Here is a 16,811-nt window from a genome sequence, read left to right as displayed (position 1 = left end):
ATGAAGGGCATTATTCTCGCGGGTGGCAGCGGTACCCGTCTGTATCCGCTGACGACTGTGACCAGCAAGCAATTGCTGCCCGTATATGACAAGCCGATGATCTACTATCCCCTCTCCGTCCTTATGATGGCGGGTATTCGCGACATCCTCATCATCAGCACCCCCGATGATTTGCCGAATTTCGAACGGTTGCTGGGAACCGGAGGCCAGTTCGGCATTTCGTTAAGCTATGCCGCACAGCCGTCTCCCGACGGCCTTGCCCAGGCGTTTATCATCGGAGAGAGTTTCATCGCGGGGGAGCCGTGCGCCCTGGTTCTCGGCGACAATATCTTCTACGGTAACGGATTAAAGCGCCACTTGCGCACGGCGGTCGACGCCGCCGAGCGCAATGGCGGCGCAACGGTGTTCGGCTACCATGTTGACGACCCCGAACGTTTTGGTGTCGTGGAGTTCGATGCCAATTACAACGTTGTTTCCATCGAGGAAAAGCCCGCGCACCCCAAAAGCAGCTATGCCGTCACGGGGCTGTATTTCTACGATGAGCGCGTGTGCGATTTTGCGAAGCAGGTGAAACCGAGCCAGCGCGGCGAGCTGGAGATCACTACGCTCAATCAAATGTATCTGCATACGGGCAGCTTAAATGTAGTTACGCTCGGACGAGGTTATGCTTGGTTGGACACGGGCACCATGGAAAGCCTGTACGAGGCGGGCGATTTTGTCAGGGCGGTGGAGCGGAGCCAAGGTATGCCGGTTTCCGTCATCGAGGAAATTGCCTACGAAAACGGCTGGATAGATCACGGGCAGCTTGAAGAGGCTGCCGAAAAGTATCACAAGAGCGAATATGGCAAACACCTGCGTGAGGTCGCCGCGGGAGGTATCATTCCTCCGAGGAAGCACGCATAAAGGAGCAATCGAATGGAATTCGAAAAGGAGCTTATCGGAAGAGCTTCCAATATCCCGGGCATGCTTGTGTTCGACCTACCCGTTCACGGAGATGCGCGCGGCTGGTTCAAGGAAAATTGGCAGCGGGCGAAAATGATCCAAGAAGGTTTGCCCGATTTCGGCCCAGTGCAAAATAATGTGAGCTTTAACGCTCAACGTGGAGTCACCCGGGGAATCCACGCAGAACCTTGGGATAAATTCATCAGCGTTGCATCGGGCAGCGTTTTCGGGGCATGGGTTGATTTGCGTCCCGGTGAAAGCTTCGGCCAAGTGTGCACGTGCGTGATCGACCCCTCTAAGGCGATATATGTTCCTCGCGGTGTGGGGAATAGCTATCAGGCTCTTGAAGATGGGACAGTGTATTCGTACCTGGTGAACGCCCATTGGTCGGCGGATCGTAAGAGCGAGTACACTTTCGTGAATCTGGCGGATCCATCCCTGGGTATAGATTGGCCTATCCCGCTCGAAGACGCCATTTTGAGCGAAGCTGATAAGAATCATCCGACTTTGGAGAACGCGATTCCCATGAATCCCCGTCGCGTGCTTGTAACCGGAGGACGGGGGCAAGTGGGGACGGCTTTGAAGAAGCTTGCCGATCAGCGCAGCTTGGTCGGCTGGGAGTTTGCGGATGCGGACGAGCTGGATATCACCGATGCGGAAGCGCTCGCCCGCCTTGACTGGGATGCGTACGGAACGGTGATCAATTGTGCTGCATTCACCGCGGTCGATGCAGCCGAGCTTCCTGAAAAAAAGGCGACGGTGTGGTCGGTGAATGTTTCCGGTCCTGCCAACCTTGCGAAAATCTGCCTTGAGCATAACTTGACCCTGGTCCATATATCAAGCGATTACGTGTTCGATGGCGTCCAAGAGCTTCATTCCGAGGAGGAGAGGCTCGCTCCTTTGGGGGTGTACGGCCAAACGAAAGCAGCGGCGGACTGCGTTGTTTCCTGCGTGCCCCGGCATTACATACTTCGGACAAGTTGGGTTGTCGGGGAAGGCAATAACTTCGTTCGCACCATGGCGTCTCTTTCGAATCGCTGCGCGCTTCCCGCCGAAGTGGATAATCGCCTAAGCCAGATTACCGTCGTGGACGATCAGTTCGGGCGCCTTACCTTCGCCGATACCCTCGCCGAAGCCATCTTGCATGTGCTCGATGCAGGGGTCCCGTACGGTGCGTATAACGTTTCGAATTCCGGTGATATCGCAAGCTGGTATGAGATTGCACGGGAGGTATTCAGGCGGGTCAACGGAAATCCCGAAGCGGTCGCCCCTGTATCTACGAGCCAATATGCAAAGAATGCGCCAGGTCCGGTATCGCCGCGTCCGACGCACAGCGGGCTTGCCCTTCGAAAGATCGAAGAGGTTGGGTATGAACCCGTTGATTGGAAAGAGGCATTGGGTGAATACCTTAACGCGTAAGGTTTCTTCTCTCGGGGCAAAGGTAGGGAAAACCGATGCACTGGCTGCCGTATTGCTGCTCGCCTCCTTTTCCCAGACGCTGTATTTCTATTCTGAGGCGCATGCGCTCCGTGTTGCCGGCCTTGGGTTGCTCTCATGTATGGTGGTAGTTGGATTTTGGGCGTGGCATCATCGCTCTTCCAACCGTCCGGAATGGGTTTCTACGCGCTTGTTTCCCATAGCTCTCCTGATGGGTGCCTTGAGCTTTGCCCTCTTCTTCCCTCCGGGGTCTATTCCGGATGAGCCCTATCATTTTAAAAACGCCTATCGCTATGCAAACATCATCGGGTTGCAAGATATTCACACTATGCGCTCCGCAGATTATGATTTCATGCATGACGGATTGGAGCTTTCTGCCGGCGTCACCGCAGAACATTGGGATGCGGTTTCCGGTGGTTTTTCTTTGCTCGCCTCGGACCGCACGACGTTTATCGATACTGAGTTTGCTAGAAGTTCCATCTCGGTTTCGGCGGATGATGAAGTGGTGTACATGGGGCTTTCGCCGGTTCAGCTGGAGATCCCTGCCGCCCTAGGCATCTTGATTGCCAAGGTTTTCGGACTCGGAGCCGTCCCCTTGTTTTATCTAGGACGGCTTGGGAACCTGCTTTTCGGCGTTTTTCTCATTATCGCAGCTGTCCGCATCACCCCGGTGGGGAAGAACGTGTTCATAGTGCTCGCGCTTCTTCCCATGACATTGCATCTTCTGGGCTCGTACTCATATGATGTCGGAATAATCGGGATGTCCTTCTTGCTCACCGCGTTGCTTTTGCAGGCGATTTTTGGGACGGGGAAGATTTCGAAAGCGTCCTGCGCGGGGATTATCGTCGTCGCGGCGCTTCTAGCCCCCTGCAAGGTGGTGTATGTCGTACTCGGTATCGCTATTCTTTTCGTTCCGTCCCAGAGGTTTTCTTCGCATCGGTCAGCGATTCTGTTTAAAGCGGGGGTGTTGATCGTCCCCCTGATATTCATCGGCGCAGTTCGCCTATCTGCACTTGTCGAATACGCAACCGGCAGCAGCCCCGAAGCAGTACGGGCTGATGGGACAAGTGGATCGTATTACACGCTCTCGGGGCTTCTTCTCCATCCGCTCTCATCGTTCAAATTGCTTGACTCTACGCTGGAAGTTCATGGCTGGGGTTATCTCGTCCAGATTGTCGGCGGGATGCTCGGCTGGTTCCAAGGCGATATTGCGCTCCCAACCCAATTGTCCGTTGCTCTCCTTATGCTTCTTGTGCTTTCTGTCGTCCGGTCCCTGGACTCAGACGAGGTGCTCCCCCTGAGGATGCGCATCGTGTTCGGATTGGTTTTCGCAGCGGGGGCCCTCGCGATTTTTCTCTCTTTAACTATTGGCTGGACGTATGATACATCTGGGGTAATCGAAGGCGTGCAAGGTAGGTATTTCATCCCATTGTTGCCGCTGGGGTTGCTCGCCTTGCGTCCGCGTTGCGTGAAAATAACCGCCAACACCGGTTTTCCACTCATTCTGACGCTTGCAAGTTTCAACTTCCTATACCTCAGTTATATTTCCACGTGTGTTCTGCTCGCGTAGCGGATTCAATCGGATACCATGTCTACCATGCAAGATTCGAAACGGCCATACAAAGTTCTCCTCATCGTTCCGGCGTATAATGAGGAAAAGAACATCCTCACGGTAGCACGCGGCATCGAGGATGCGGGGTATGATTACGTCATCGTGAACGACGGGTCAACCGATGGCACGCTTGATATTTGCCGAGAGCACCGCCTCAACCATCTGAACCTTTCAAAAAATCTCGGAATCGGAGGGGCGGTGCAGGCAGGCCATCGCTATGCGCTCGAACACGGATACGATGTCGATATCCAGTTTGACGGGGATGGGCAGCACGATGTTTCCTATGTTCCTCGTTTGCTGGAGGCTATCTCGGAAGGCTCCGACCTAGTCATCGGATCGCGGTTCGTCGAAAGGACGGAGGGCTTCCAGTCAACATGGCTCAGGCGCGTCGGCATACAATGGCTTTCATTTTGGATCAGACTTTGCACGGGCCTTACGGTACTCGATGTGACTTCGGGATTCAGGGCCTGCAGTCGGCGTGCGATCGAGCTGTTCTGCAGCTATTATCCAGCCGATTATCCCGAGCCGGAATCGATAGTGTACGCTGGCAATCGAGGCTTCTCCATTAGGGAAGTTCCGGTTCTCATGCACGAGCGGCAGGGTGGTACCTCGTCCATCGGAGGCTTCAAAAGCGCCTATTATATGATCAGCGTTACGCTGGCGATTATCACGACGAGGCTGTCCCGAGGGCGCAGACGGTAGGTGCGATATGACGATTGCTCTTCGAATAACCCTGCTTGTCCTTTGCGTGGCGCTCTTGCTGGCGGTGTTCCGCCTCATCGGCCGGGGACGCTTGCAGATTCGCTATGCGCTGCTCTGGATGGTCCTCGTCGTCCTTATGGTCGTCTGCGCGCTCTTTCCCTCCCTGGTTTCGGCGATGACCGGATTCTTCGGGTTTGAGTACTCCTCGAATTTCATATTCTCGGTCGGCATCGTTTCCGTGCTTGTCATTGCGCTCAGCCTCAGCATGGTCGTGAGCTGGCAAGCGCGGTACATCCGGAGCCTCGTGCAGACCTCGGCGCTGCTGGAGCACCGGGTGCGCGATCTCGAGCAGCAGGCCGAATCCCGCGAGGCTTCGCTGCGTGAATAAGGCGCTTATGGAACCGAGTTCTGTCTACGCCCTGTTCTCCGCCCAGTACCGCCCGCATGCAGGCGGAGTCGAATCCTTTACCGAGCGCCTTGCCCACCAATTGGTTGCCGAGGGGAATGGCGCGGTTGTCGTAACGTCTCTTCTTGACAACTCGCCTGCTTATGAAGTCCAGGCGGATGGGGTAGAGGTGTACCGCCTGCCCTGTTTCTCCCTCATGGCGGGCCGCTTGCCCATTTCCCGCAAGAACGGCGAGTATAAACATGAGATGCGCGATCTCGAGCAACGCAGGATTACACGGGTTCTGGTGAACACGCGGTTCTACCGGCACTCGCTTGAGGGATTGCGCTTCGCCCGGCGGATGGGCGCGCCGGTAGTCATCCTCGACCACGGGTCGGCCCACCTCACGCTAGGGAATGCCTTTCTCGATCGGTTCGTCGAAGGGTACGAGCACGGCATCACCGAGCGGGTCAAGCGGTTCCGCCCGACGTTCGCCGGCATATCCCGTGCCAGCACCGTCTGGCTGCGGCATTTCGATATCGAGACCGATTATGTCATTCCCAACGCAATTGACGTTGACGCATTCCAGTCGATTGCCTCCCCACGAGATTTTCGGAGGGAGTTGGACATTTCAAGCGGTTGCAAGCTCGCTTCGCTCGTAGGACGTCTCGAGCCGGAGAAAGGCGTATACGAATTCGCCCGTTCTTCGGAGCAACTTGGAAAAGGATATGTCCTCGCTCTTGCGGGGGAGGGGGGCCAACGTGAAAAAATCGAGGCTCTGGGATTGCCCAATGTCGCTCTTCTGGGCAATCTTTCCCAGGCTGACCTGTCTGCCCTCTTGCGAGATTCGGATATCTTCTGCCTTCCGTCACGTTCTGAAGGATTCTGCACGTCCGTCTTGGAGTCCTCTGCATGGGGTATACCCCCTGTGATGACTCACGTCGGCGGCACAGACGAGGTCATGGGGAATCCTCCCCGTTACGGAGCTTATCTGACGGGGATCGAGCCTTCGGCTATTGCAGATGCAATACGCGGTATCGAGGATGCCGCTAAGGAAAGGGAAGGCCTTGTCAAATTCGTTCGCGAGAACTGCTCATGGTCGAATACCGTGCGCCTCTTGGAGAATGTATTCTCTTCTATCTCTTAGATGTGCGGGCTCGTGTATATGATGTTTCCACGCTTCGATTTTGAACAGGGGATGAGAATGACGAAAACCTTGGTTATGAAATGGGCTGCGGTCCTTATGGTTGCTGCATTCGGGGCATTATGCATATCCGTGGCAGCAGGTTGCTCCCCGACGAGTGAAGATGCGAACGAAGCCACGTCTTCCTCGCTGCCGTTGTATGAGTCGTCCAACTCATCATCGGTCGTTTCGGTCGGCTCGCCATTCTCATCGTCTAAGGCGGCGATCTCGATAGGAACGGGGGATGCGACTGCATCTATCGTGAATGCCACTGGAATGGAGATTCGCGGCATCGCCATCAAACCCCATACCGATGCGGATTTCTCGGATAATCAGACCTTCGAACATGTTTCGATTCCTGCCGGGTCGGAATTTTCGCTTTCCTTTGCGGCGCGAGGCTCTTCGTCCTTGGATGTGAAATTGATCATGGAGGGCGGCTCCCTGATTTTTATCCGCGAAATCGATCTCGCCAATTTGAAGGATCCCGCCTTTTGCTTCGAAAATGGAATCGGATATGCTACCTATGTAGATGATTCGGGGCACGAAGTAGATAACCTGGCGTTCGCCAAAGAGGCGGAGGCCCAAGCGGCCGCCAACGAGCGGGCAAACGAGGAGCGGAGGTAACTCCGTCTTACGATGCATTCCCCATGTGCTCGCATTGCGGCGTGCATCGGGGCGGTAGCTCTGCTTTCCGTTTTGCTTGCATGGGATATTTCCCGGCAAATGAGGACGAAGAAGGATGGGGAGCCGGCAGCCAGCTCATAAGCTTCGAATCCCGTTCATCGCACATCCATAACGTTGGCCCCGTCTCCGAAATCCAGAATCACAGGCGCATGGGTGTATCGTCCATCAGAAGGGGGAACCTGCCGCCAGTCGCCATACAGCGTCGAAAGATATGCGTCGCAGTTATGGGGTGCTCGCACGGTGAGTTCGTCGAAACGTATATCCTGGGTTGGGAACAATGTTTCTGCATCATGCGATCCCCAATCGGGATAAGCTGCTTCAATCCACCGCTTACCCGGATTGTTCGAATCGAATGAGCGGTCGAATGCGCGCTGCAATTCATCTTGCGACCATAATTTTGCAACGCTTGCATGTATAAGCTTGCATGCAAATGAAACAAGATGTCTCGCGGGGGTTCCTTTGGGCAATTTGGGGCGAGAGAAATGTTTGAGGTACGATTTCACCTGTGCCTTACGTGCGCGTGCGCATTGCTTCTTCGCGATGTTCTCGTTTGCATTAAGTTGGCAGTAAGCGAATACGTCGACGAATATCCCCTGATTGCAGCCTGCTTCTTGGGCATTGTCGTCGATGAAACGCGTTCCATCTTTGAACACCTTAACCCAAAGCGCGGAAAACCCTTTTGTGTTCGTAGAAGTATGAAGAGAGTATCCCTCGGGAAGCAAGAGGGGGGCGATTTCGCAGAACCTCATGTAGTCACTGTAAGGCATGCCGATATCTATGTCGTCATCCCAGGGAATGAATCCCCCATGGCGAACCGCGCCTAGGCAAGTGCCTCCATCGATAAAGTAATCGATGTCGTTCCGCCGACAGATCTTATCGATAATTGCCAAGATCTCACGTTCAACGTCTTGCAGGCGTTGAAGAGTTGAATTCGGATAGGGATTATCTCCCATTTCAGATTCCTTATCCTCGTATTAGGTGGTTGCGTCTTGATAAGCTCGAACGTAGAAGCCTTCAAGGAGCGATGTATCGATTCTGCGATAGACGTTCATGATGAATGTCTCGACGCCGCCTTGGTCCATGGCTCCAATGACATGGAGGATCCTCATGGCAACTCCCCGTTCCTTGAAGAGGTTTTCGTAGTGGAACGAAAGTATAGCAGCCCATCATCCACCGTCCTTCGAGCCCATCTTCCGCAATGAAGAAGAGACAGAAAGCGATGCAAATGCAGATAGATACGTGAGGTTCGATACGGCATTTTCTATACATATGCTATTGTGCCCGCGGCTGCCATATCGCTCCGAGCGACGCATTGTAGAGGTTGCAAGAGCGCAGAAGGTGCGAATGCTATCTTGGTGGGCAGGCTGGAAAATCAGATCGATTTCCCTGGGGGTTTGATCGCGCTGCTGCAATCTCTGCAATCGAGTTCGATGAGGCGCTACTCGTCGCATCAATTTTCTAGCTTACGTGTTTCCAAATTAAGATAGACTATACATACATCTATGGTTGCTATCGCAGTTAAGTAGAAGGAGTGCTCTGTGAACAGTCCTAATCGAAAGACCCTGTCATCCAGTTTTCTCGTTTTCGTTTCGGCATGTATCGCTATAGCTTTAATGCTGTCGTGCGGATCGTACGCGTTTGCTGACGAGATTGCTTCTTCCAGATCAGTGGATGAACCGGCTGTTATCATTGATACGCCTTCTAAAATTGGTACCTCTGGAGCCGTCGAAGCCAAGCCTTCTTCCGAGCCATCCGAAAACGGATCGTCTTCCTCCGCCTCCCAGGCCGGGGACTCGAATGCGATTGCACCCGCGATCGATACGCAAAATACGCCCGATTCATCCGTGAAGAAGGACGAAAAGACTGTTGGGATGGCGAGCAAGCCGCAATCCGAAGTAACGGGAGAGACCAAATCGGCATCGGCTGGCGCATTGGTTGACGAGACTTCGAGCTCCGCAAAGGCTTCCGTAAAAGCAGAAAGTCACGCTAAGGTTGACGCGGTGGAGAAAACCACTGATGAAGCCGCTATTGATTCTGCAAAGCCTATGGCGAAGTCCGCTGCGAAGCCTGCTCCCAAATCTGATCCTGCAGAGAACTGCGTCAATATGATCCGCCTTTACAACCCAAATAGCGGTGAGCATTTCTACACTTCGAGCGAGAAAGAGGCAGAGAATGTGACCCGTGCGGGGTGGGTGTGGGAAGGGGTCGGCTGGGTTGCCCCGAAGAAGTCGTCTTTCCCCGTGTACCGCCTTTACAATCCCAACGCCGGGGACCATCATTACACCGTTTCCGTCAAAGAGCGGAATTCATTGCGCTCTAAAGGCTGGATCTATGAGGGAGTCGGCTGGTATTCGCATGACGAGTCGGGGCTTGCCGTCCTGCGCCAATACAATCCCAATGCGGTAGCGGGTGCTCACAACTTCACCACTTCCGAAGTTGAAGATCGTGCTCTTGCTCGCATTGGATGGATTCCCGAGGGGATTGCCTGGCGTGCTGTCGACGGGGTGAAACTACCTTTTGAGCCGCGATGGCTAACCACTCTCACATCGCATGGTCGAGAATGGCAGTGGGTTGCCTCGGATGCACAGGTTGCGAAGGATCGCCTTATCACCCCTGAAGAGGGGGCAGGTTGCTATTCCTACGCAAGGCCTGACGGATGTATCGTTCGTGGGAAGTGGGACAATGGGCATGCTCGCGTTTATGTCGCCGACAAAAACGGCGTTCTTGCCAGTACTCCCGATGGTAAGGACGGCTGGCTTGTCACGAAAAAGTACGACGGGGGTTGGCAACGATACTATTACATTGGTTCGGATCATGCTATGCGGACTTCGTTCTTCAAAGTAGATGGAAAGAAGTACTACGGAGTAGGCGGCCAGGGTTACGTCTTGCGAAACGACTTCATCAACCAAGGGTCTACCTGGTACCACAGCGATAACGATGGCGTTCTGACAAAGAGTACGCCCCCTGCGCATTGGTACATGAACCAGGCTGCGCAAGGGCTGTGGAGTGCGACGGACAAGCTCATCATGATCAATCTTTCAACCGCGATGATGGGAATCTATTCGGGTTCGCAGGGGAATTGGTCAAATTGGTACTATTGGCTGGCGAGTCCGGGAAAGCCTTCTACGCCAACGGTGACGGGGACGTTCTCGACACTATCCCGTAAGCCACACCTGAGTACTGCATACACAGCGCGGTGGTGCACGCAGTTCTACGGGGCGTATTTTATCCACAGCATACTGGGGACTGGAAATGAGCTCGGCTCGTATCGTTATCTCTCCCACGGCTGCGTTCGCGTTGATGTCGATAATGCGCGATGGATTTACGATAACGTTCCCCTAGGCACGACGGTTCACGTGTACTACTAGATTGATTTTGCAGGTGCGGTTCTTATTCTATGGTGCAAGCGTTCCAAGCGCTGGATAAGCGAAAATCGTACCCCACTGGAAGATGGTACGAATGTTGGGCAGAAATTCTTAGGCTGCAAAAAGGAGCGCGGAACTGTGCTCGCCGGTCGGCGAGCGGTTTGCCATAGGCTGCGATTCGCCGGATTGGCTAATGCTCAACCGACTTGAGTGGTCGGGGGACGATTTATGGTTCTTCCCGATTCTCGTTTCCTTTGCGCCTCTCGGTTGAAGGTTGAGTGAATAATCGTCGGACCGATTCGCACGTGCTTGTTCAGGGTCTATTCTCTTTTCGGCATTTCTGAACGTGCAGCTCGATGCCCATATGAGAAGAGGCAAACGTGCAACTTGATGAGAATTCATTCAAGGTTCTCCAGGCGTTGGATACCGCTGGCTCCTCCATGCCCCAGCGGGAGATGGCTCGTATGACGGGTCTTTCGTTGGGTACGGTCAACAAAGCGTTCTCTCGATGCGTGAAAGACGGGCTTGCTGGCCGCGAGGGGATTACCGAGTCGGGTGTTACTGCGCTCGAACCCTACCGTGTCGAAAACGCAGTAATCATGGCCGCAGGACTCTCTTCACGCTTCGTTCCCCTATCGTACGAAAAACCGAAGGGTATGATGCGCATTCGGGGCGAGATTCTGATCGAACGGCAAATTCGCCAGCTGCACGAAGCCGGAATTACGGATATCACGTTGGTCGTCGGCTACATGAAAGAGGCTTTCTTCTACCTGGAGGACCTATTCGGTGTGAAGATCGTTGTCAATGAGCATTTTGCCGAGCGCAACAATAATTCGACCCTCCATCTGGTGCGCAATATCCTCGGCAATACCTACATCTGCTCGTCGGATGACTATTTCACCCAGAATCCCTTCACGCGCTACGTATATCGGGCGTATTATTCGACGGTCTTTTTCGCGGGCCCGACTGACGAATACGTAGTTGAAACCGGACCTCATGGACGTATCACCAAGGTTGGTGTGAATGGGGGGAATGATGCGTGGTGCATGCTGGGGCATGTCTACTTCGACCGGGCGTTCTCGAAGAAGTTCGTCGAAATATTGGAAGCCGAATACGATCTGCCCGAAACTGCTCCGAAACTCTGGGAGGATATCTTCGCTGAGCATGTCCATGAACTGTCGATGGCACGCAAAGAATACGAGTCAGGTATAATTTTCGAGTTCGATTCGCTGGAGGACGTCCGAGCATTCGATAAAGACTTCCTCGCGAATGTCGACTCATCTATTTTGGACAACATTTGTAATTTCTTTTCGTGCGATCGCGAAGACCTTTCGAACGTCGTTCCCATCAAGGAAGGGATCACAAACCTTTCCTTTCGATTCTCGCTTCGCGAAAAGACCTATGTCTATCGGCATCCCGGTTCTGGCACGGAGGCGATAATCTGCAGGGATAGCGAAGCATTCTCCCAGAAGGTGGCGAAGGATCTGGGTGTCGACTCGACGTTTCTCTATGAAGATTCCGAGCACGGTTGGAAACTGTCGTATTTCATCAAGGACTGCGTTCCGTTCGATTACCACGATCCCGCGCACGTTTCTGCCGCTCTCGGCATAGCTCGCAAGCTTCACACCTGCGATGTCAAGTCGGAGTGGTCATTCGACGTGTACGCAAAGGCTCGCGAGATCGTCGAATCCCTAGAGGATAGATCGTATCCGAAGCCCGTCGACTTTGACTCCCTTACCCAGAGCATCGACCGAGTGCATGACCTGGTCGCTTCCGATGCGGACAGACTGTGCCTGTGCCACAATGATATGTACGCCCCGAACTTCCTTGTCCACGCAAGTGGGATGGATCTCATCGATTGGGAGTATTCCGCGATGGCAGATTACGCGAGTGATTTGGGCACGTTCATATGCTGTTCCGACTATACCCCAAAGGAGGCGGAAGGCGTCGTGCGGGAATATTTCGGGCGAACCCCGACTCCCGAAGAGATGCGTCATTGCTTCGGATACGTGGCTATCTGCTCGTACTATTGGTACGTCTGGGCTCTTTACAAGCAGTCTGAAGGCGGTCAAGTCGGGTCGTGGGTTTACCTCTGGTATCGCTCGGCGAAGAGGTACGCGGAGCTGTGCCTTAGCGACTGATTCTTCTGCGTGCTGCGGCGCTTGCGTGCGGCGCATCGTAAAAAATCCCCGAGACGGCCGAAGGAGAGTTAATGCCGGATAATAACTTTGAAGAAGAGCTCGATCGCGAGGTTCGCGAACGCCTGGCGATCATGGAAGAGTCCGGTTATGAGTTCCCCCGGGCGTTGGGGAAGGTGGACTGGGCGCTGATCGTCGCTTGCCCTATCGTTTCCCTCATTCTGCTTGTTATCGGCGAATTCCTGTAGGGAGGTGAGGGCATGTCCAAGCAGACCATGGAGGAATACGTCAACCAGGAAACCATATTCGGGCTCGTTCCGGTCAAGAAGAGTGAGCGCTCGTACGGTTTTTGGGATACGCTTCTTGTAACGAGTGGCTTTGCCATCGCAACTTTGTGCTATTCGCAGGGAGCCCTCTCTGCGAGTTATCTCGATTTTTGGCAGACGCTTATCGTCACATTCGCAATGGGCGGCATCTTCCTCATCATTGAATGCTTGCCGGTTATCTTCGCCGTGCGCTATGGGGTGGATCTTTGGGTGTATCTCCGCGCCGTTTTGGGGAAGAACGGTGTGAAGGTGTTCGCAACTCTCGTCATACTGGGGAACTGGTTTTGGTATGCGGTTGCTGCGAACATGTTCGGATCCTCGATTGCTCAGATTTGCGCTGGATTCGGGATTATCGTTCCGGACAAGGCCGTACGGTGGATTTCGATCATCAGCGTGGCAGGAGGATCGCTTATCGCGATCGCCGGTCCTTCCGCCATCAAATGGACGTCGCGTATCCTGGTCACGCTGCTGCTCGCCATCGGGGTCATCGTATTTTTTATGTGCTTCACCATAGCGCCGATAGATCAGGTCATCGCTTACAGGCCGGATTTGTCATCCGTGGGTGGCAACAATTTTGAGGCGTATGCAATGGCGGCCGAGGGAATGGCGGCGTTCTCCTTCAGCTGGTCCACCCAAGCGATCGTTCTGCCGCGTCTTTCTAAAACCGAGCGCGGCGGCTACTGGGGTACCTTTGCAGGGTATGCGATCGTGGCGCCGTTCTTTGTGTTCATCGGAGGTGTGATGGCCATCGTCATGTTCGTCACCACGGGTGTGTATGTGGACGACCCCACCGTCATGCTGGCAACCTTGGGGCCGCAGGTCGCTCTGCTGTCCCTCATGCTGGTCGCGTTTGCGAACATCGGCACCCAGGCCGTGGGCGGCTACGTGAACGACATGGTGCTCAAGGCCGCATGGCCTAAGGTCGACTACAAGGTGCTCGTGCTGCTTTCCGCCATCTACGTTGCCGTGCTCACCTACTCCGGCCAGGTTACGGCGAACTTCGGACAGTTCATCTCCATCGCCGCCTACATCCAGGGTCCCATCATCGGCATTATGTTCGTGGACTACATCATCCTGCGCAAGCGCAGGTTCTCGATTAAGAGCCTCTATTACCAGGAAGGCCACGACGCCTACGACTTCAAGGGCGGGTTCAACTGGATTGGCGTTGTGGTGATCCTGCTCACGCTGTTCGTTGCGCTGTTCATGGTCTACAACCCCGTCACTGGCGAGATTCAGAGCGTGGTCTTCAACTTCACCACCGGCTCGGGTTTCACCGCGGTGTTCGGCGGATTCCTGTATTGGCTCGCGTCGAAGGTCCCCTCACTCAGGGACATCATGCTGCGCGACAGGGATGATTTGGAGATCGTGTAAATGACAAAGGTAATCACCTACGGTACCTATGACCTGCTCCATCGAGGACATATTCGCTTGCTCGAGCGGGCGAAAGCCTTAGGTGATTACCTGGTCGTGGGCGTAACGTCCGATGACTTCGACCGTGCGCGCGGCAAAATCAACGTGCAGCAATCGCTTATTGAGCGCATTGCCGCCGTGCGTGAGACCGGCCTTGCCGACGAGATTATCGTGGAAGAATACGAAGGCCAGAAGATCGATGACATCAAGCGCTTGGGCATCGACATCTTCACGGTCGGCAACGATTGGGTTGGGAATTTCGACTATCTAAACGAGTTCTGCAAAGTCGTGTACCTGCCGCGCACGCAGGGAGTTTCCAGCACGCAGATTCGCTCCGACAAGCGTGCACTGCGCATGGGCCTGGTCGGCAGCCATGCGTACTTGGCCAAGTTCCTACGGGAAAGCGCGTATGTGAACGGAATCGACGTGCGAGGCGTGTTCTCGAGCGATGTAGAAGTCGTTCCCGAAGATCTACGGGATTTGCCGGTGGTCACAGAGGACTACGATGAGCTGCTGGATTCCGTAGACGCGGTCTTTCTGATTTCGCACCCGAGCGAGCATTACGAGCAAATCAGGAAGGCGTTGGAGGCGGGCGTGCATGTGTTGTGCGAGTCGCCCGTGGTTACCGACCCTGATCGAGAGCGCGAGCTGCGCTCTCTTGCGCAGTCGAAGGGCTGCGTGCTGGTGAACGCCCTGCGCACAGCTTATTCCATGGCCTACGAGCGTTTGCTGCTGCTGGTGAAGAGCGGACGCATCGGCCAAGTGCGCTCGGTAGATGCCGCCTGCACCAGCCTGCGTGCGGTCGATGTTGACGACGAGCGCCAGATGTCGCGCGTGTGGAACAGTATCTGCGAGTGGGGTCCTACGGCACTGCTACCGGTGTTCCAACTGCTGGGAACGGAATACCTCTCGAAACGTATCGTCACCCATTTTGCAGATCCCGGTAAAGAGTTCGACTCGTTCACCAAGATCGACTTCCTTTACCCCCACGCTGTCGCTTCGATCAAGGTTGGTAAGGGAGCCAAATCGGAAGGCGACTTAGTGATCACCGGGACGTGCGGATACGTGTACGTGCCGTCGCCCTGGTGGAAGACCGAGTATTTTGAAGTGCGCTACGAAGACCTAGCCGATACAAAGCGGTATTTTTATAAGTTGGACGGCGAGGGAATCCGTTACATGCTCGTCGATTTCCTGAAGCAGATTCAGACTGGCAAAACCGATGCATATATAGACGATGCGGTCTCGCTGGCGACGTCCGGGATCATTGCTGACTTCTACGCAAAGAACGATTTGTTCGAGCTGGCGTAAGCGCGAATGTGTGCGAAAGGCTTTTCCATGCTGAATTTCACGGTAGGTCCTGTAATGTCCGAATCCCAGGTGCTGAAGGTAGGCAGCCAGTCCGCGCCGTACTTTCGCACGCCCGAGTTCTCCCAGACCATGCTCGAGAACGAGCGGCTTATGCTGCGATTCCTGCATGCGCCGAAGGGGAGCCGTTGCGTGTTCCTGACCACGTCGGGAACGGGGGCCATGGAGTCCGTTGTCATGAACGTACTCAGCGCCGACGACAAGGTGCTGGTGGTGAACGGCGGTAGTTTCGGCCAGCGATTCGTGGACCTGTGCGCACTGCACGGTTTGGAGTATCTAGAGATCAAGGTGCCATTCGGCCATCAGATACGTGCGGAACAATTGGGGGAATGCACCGGCCAGGGTTTTACCGCGCTGTTGGTGAATATGGACGAAACGTCTTCTGGCACGCTGTACGACATGCCGCTGATCGCCGAGTTCTGTCAGGCGAACGGCATGCTGCTGGTGGTCGATGCCATCAGCGCCTTCATTTCCGACGAACTCGATATGACGGCCCTGAGCGCGGCAGTGGTGATCACGGGATCGCAGAAGGCCCTAGCCGTGCATCCTGGCATTGCCGTGGTGGCGCTTGCCCCGCAGGCGATTGAATGGGTGGAGAAGAATCCCGAGAAGTGCCTGTACTTGAGTTTGAAACAGGCGTTGAGCAACGGCGCGCGCGGTCAGACTCCTTTCACGCCGGCAGTTACCACGCTGCTGGAAATCAACGCACGTCTCAAGTCAATCGAAGCGGCGGGCGGTGTCGAAGCCGAGCAGGCGGTCATTCGCGGCCGAGCCCGGCGTTTCCGCACGTTCATAGCCGACTATCCCTTTGAGCTGGTGTCGGAAAGTCCGTCGAACACAGTCACAGCGCTGCATCCTCTGAACGTGGGCGCCCGCTCAATCAACGACACCATGAAGGATGAATACGGAATCTGGTTGTGCCCCAACGGGGGCTCCCTTGCCGACGAAGTCTTCCGTGTGGGCCACATCGGCACGATTTCCGCTCAGGACACCGCCGCATTGGAAGCGGCTTTTGCCGACATGAACAAACGCGGACTGCTCTAAGCTTGCGGTTCCTCGATCGCATTCAACCAAAGTCGAGCACGAGCGGAGCGTGCTTGTAAGGGCCGCTCTCGGGCGGGAAAATGTTTCAGATACGATTTCAGCTGTGAGGTGCGCGCCTTGCCGCATCGCTTCTTCTCTTTATCTGGATTCTCGTCGAGCTGGCAATACGCGAAGACGTCCACGGAGATGCCCTGCTCGCATCCCGTCTCATCGGCGTT

The 16,811-nt window shown here is 54.8% G+C and carries 14 protein-coding genes; 13 read left to right on the top strand and 1 reads right to left on the bottom strand.

All coding sequences use genetic code 11. From position 1 onward, the window contains the following. The 7 genes from rfbA to NOV21_RS07565 are packed head-to-tail and all read left to right on the top strand — an operon-like array spanning window position 1 to window position 6,885. Window positions 1–903 carry a glucose-1-phosphate thymidylyltransferase RfbA gene (gene rfbA, locus NOV21_RS07595; RefSeq protein ID WP_283170281.1) on the top strand — a complete coding sequence of 301 codons (903 nt, stop codon included), beginning with the start codon at window positions 1–3 and terminating at the stop codon, window positions 901–903. Between the two features lie 12 nt (window positions 904–915). Further along, window positions 916–2,361, top strand: coding sequence for a bifunctional dTDP-4-dehydrorhamnose 3,5-epimerase family protein/NAD(P)-dependent oxidoreductase (locus NOV21_RS07590; protein ID WP_283170282.1), 1,446 nt, complete (start codon window positions 916–918; stop codon window positions 2,359–2,361). Continuing rightward, window positions 2,312–3,949, top strand: coding sequence for a DUF2142 domain-containing protein (locus NOV21_RS07585; RefSeq protein WP_283170283.1), 1,638 nt, complete (start codon window positions 2,312–2,314; stop codon window positions 3,947–3,949). The genes NOV21_RS07590 and NOV21_RS07585 overlap by 50 nt, the downstream gene beginning before the upstream one ends. Before the next feature lie 18 nt (window positions 3,950–3,967). Further along, entirely contained in the window at window positions 3,968–4,693 is a 726-nt protein-coding gene (locus tag NOV21_RS07580; protein ID WP_283170284.1) for a glycosyltransferase family 2 protein, read from the top strand. Between the two features lie 7 nt (window positions 4,694–4,700). Further along, the gene (locus NOV21_RS07575; protein WP_283170285.1) at window positions 4,701–5,081 is read left to right on the top strand and encodes a DUF2304 domain-containing protein; all 381 of its coding nucleotides are present in this window, start codon (window positions 4,701–4,703) and stop codon (window positions 5,079–5,081) included. Between the two features lie 7 nt (window positions 5,082–5,088). Continuing rightward, a complete protein-coding gene (locus NOV21_RS07570) occupies window positions 5,089–6,225 on the top strand; it encodes a glycosyltransferase family 4 protein (RefSeq protein ID WP_283170286.1) in 1,137 nt (378 codons plus the stop codon). 57 nt (window positions 6,226–6,282) lie between these two features. Then, on the top strand, window positions 6,283–6,885 hold the full coding sequence (locus tag NOV21_RS07565) for a hypothetical protein (protein WP_283170287.1): 603 nt from the start codon (window positions 6,283–6,285) through the stop codon (window positions 6,883–6,885). 155 nt (window positions 6,886–7,040) lie between these two features. Here the strand turns inward: NOV21_RS07565 and NOV21_RS07560 are convergent, their stop codons facing one another. Then, the gene (locus tag NOV21_RS07560; protein ID WP_283170288.1) at window positions 7,041–7,898 is read right to left on the bottom strand and encodes a LicD family protein; all 858 of its coding nucleotides are present in this window, start codon (window positions 7,896–7,898) and stop codon (window positions 7,041–7,043) included. A gap of 585 nt (window positions 7,899–8,483) precedes the next feature. On the opposite strand from NOV21_RS07560, the gene NOV21_RS07555 reads away from it, so the two are divergent. From NOV21_RS07555 to NOV21_RS07530, 6 genes are all read left to right on the top strand, one after another. Further along, window positions 8,484–10,313, top strand: coding sequence for a L,D-transpeptidase family protein (locus NOV21_RS07555; RefSeq protein WP_283170289.1), 1,830 nt, complete (start codon window positions 8,484–8,486; stop codon window positions 10,311–10,313). A 377-nt stretch (window positions 10,314–10,690) separates the two neighbouring features. Continuing rightward, the gene (locus NOV21_RS07550) at window positions 10,691–12,451 is read left to right on the top strand and encodes a phosphotransferase (protein ID WP_283170290.1); all 1,761 of its coding nucleotides are present in this window, start codon (window positions 10,691–10,693) and stop codon (window positions 12,449–12,451) included. 71 nt (window positions 12,452–12,522) lie between these two features. Continuing rightward, entirely contained in the window at window positions 12,523–12,696 is a 174-nt protein-coding gene (locus NOV21_RS07545; protein ID WP_283170291.1) for a hypothetical protein, read from the top strand. 12 nt (window positions 12,697–12,708) lie between these two features. Next, on the top strand, window positions 12,709–14,145 hold the full coding sequence (locus NOV21_RS07540) for a cytosine permease (protein WP_283170292.1): 1,437 nt from the start codon (window positions 12,709–12,711) through the stop codon (window positions 14,143–14,145). Further along, a complete protein-coding gene (locus NOV21_RS07535) occupies window positions 14,146–15,492 on the top strand; it encodes an adenylyltransferase/cytidyltransferase family protein (protein WP_283170293.1) in 1,347 nt (448 codons plus the stop codon). A 54-nt stretch (window positions 15,493–15,546) separates the two neighbouring features. After that, entirely contained in the window at window positions 15,547–16,593 is a 1,047-nt protein-coding gene (locus tag NOV21_RS07530; protein WP_283170294.1) for a pyridoxal-phosphate-dependent aminotransferase family protein, read from the top strand. Window positions 16,594–16,811: the final 218 nt, after the last annotated feature.

This window comes from Curtanaerobium respiraculi, from assembly GCF_024609215.1.
In the GTDB taxonomy this organism is placed as follows: Bacteria; Actinomycetota; Coriobacteriia; order Coriobacteriales; family Eggerthellaceae; genus Curtanaerobium; species Curtanaerobium respiraculi.
Note: the sequence above shows the minus strand (reverse complement) of the source record. Positions and strands in the feature narration are given on the sequence as shown.

Coding starts and splice junctions, on each gene's coding strand:
- NOV21_RS07565 (WP_283170287.1), top strand. CDS start 6,283: ATGACGAAAACCTTGGTTATGAAATGGGCTGCGGTCCTTATGGTTGCT.
- rfbA (WP_283170281.1), top strand. CDS start 1: ATGAAGGGCATTATTCTCGCGGGTGGCAGCGGTACCCGTCTGTATCCG.
- NOV21_RS07590 (WP_283170282.1), top strand. CDS start 916: ATGGAATTCGAAAAGGAGCTTATCGGAAGAGCTTCCAATATCCCGGGC.
- NOV21_RS07545 (WP_283170291.1), top strand. CDS start 12,523: ATGCCGGATAATAACTTTGAAGAAGAGCTCGATCGCGAGGTTCGCGAA.
- NOV21_RS07585 (WP_283170283.1), top strand. CDS start 2,312: ATGAACCCGTTGATTGGAAAGAGGCATTGGGTGAATACCTTAACGCGT.
- NOV21_RS07535 (WP_283170293.1), top strand. CDS start 14,146: ATGACAAAGGTAATCACCTACGGTACCTATGACCTGCTCCATCGAGGA.
- NOV21_RS07530 (WP_283170294.1), top strand. CDS start 15,547: ATGTCCGAATCCCAGGTGCTGAAGGTAGGCAGCCAGTCCGCGCCGTAC.
- NOV21_RS07540 (WP_283170292.1), top strand. CDS start 12,709: ATGTCCAAGCAGACCATGGAGGAATACGTCAACCAGGAAACCATATTC.
- NOV21_RS07580 (WP_283170284.1), top strand. CDS start 3,968: ATGTCTACCATGCAAGATTCGAAACGGCCATACAAAGTTCTCCTCATC.
- NOV21_RS07560 (WP_283170288.1), bottom strand. CDS start 7,898: ATGGGAGATAATCCCTATCCGAATTCAACTCTTCAACGCCTGCAAGAC.
- NOV21_RS07570 (WP_283170286.1), top strand. CDS start 5,089: ATGGAACCGAGTTCTGTCTACGCCCTGTTCTCCGCCCAGTACCGCCCG.
- NOV21_RS07575 (WP_283170285.1), top strand. CDS start 4,701: ATGACGATTGCTCTTCGAATAACCCTGCTTGTCCTTTGCGTGGCGCTC.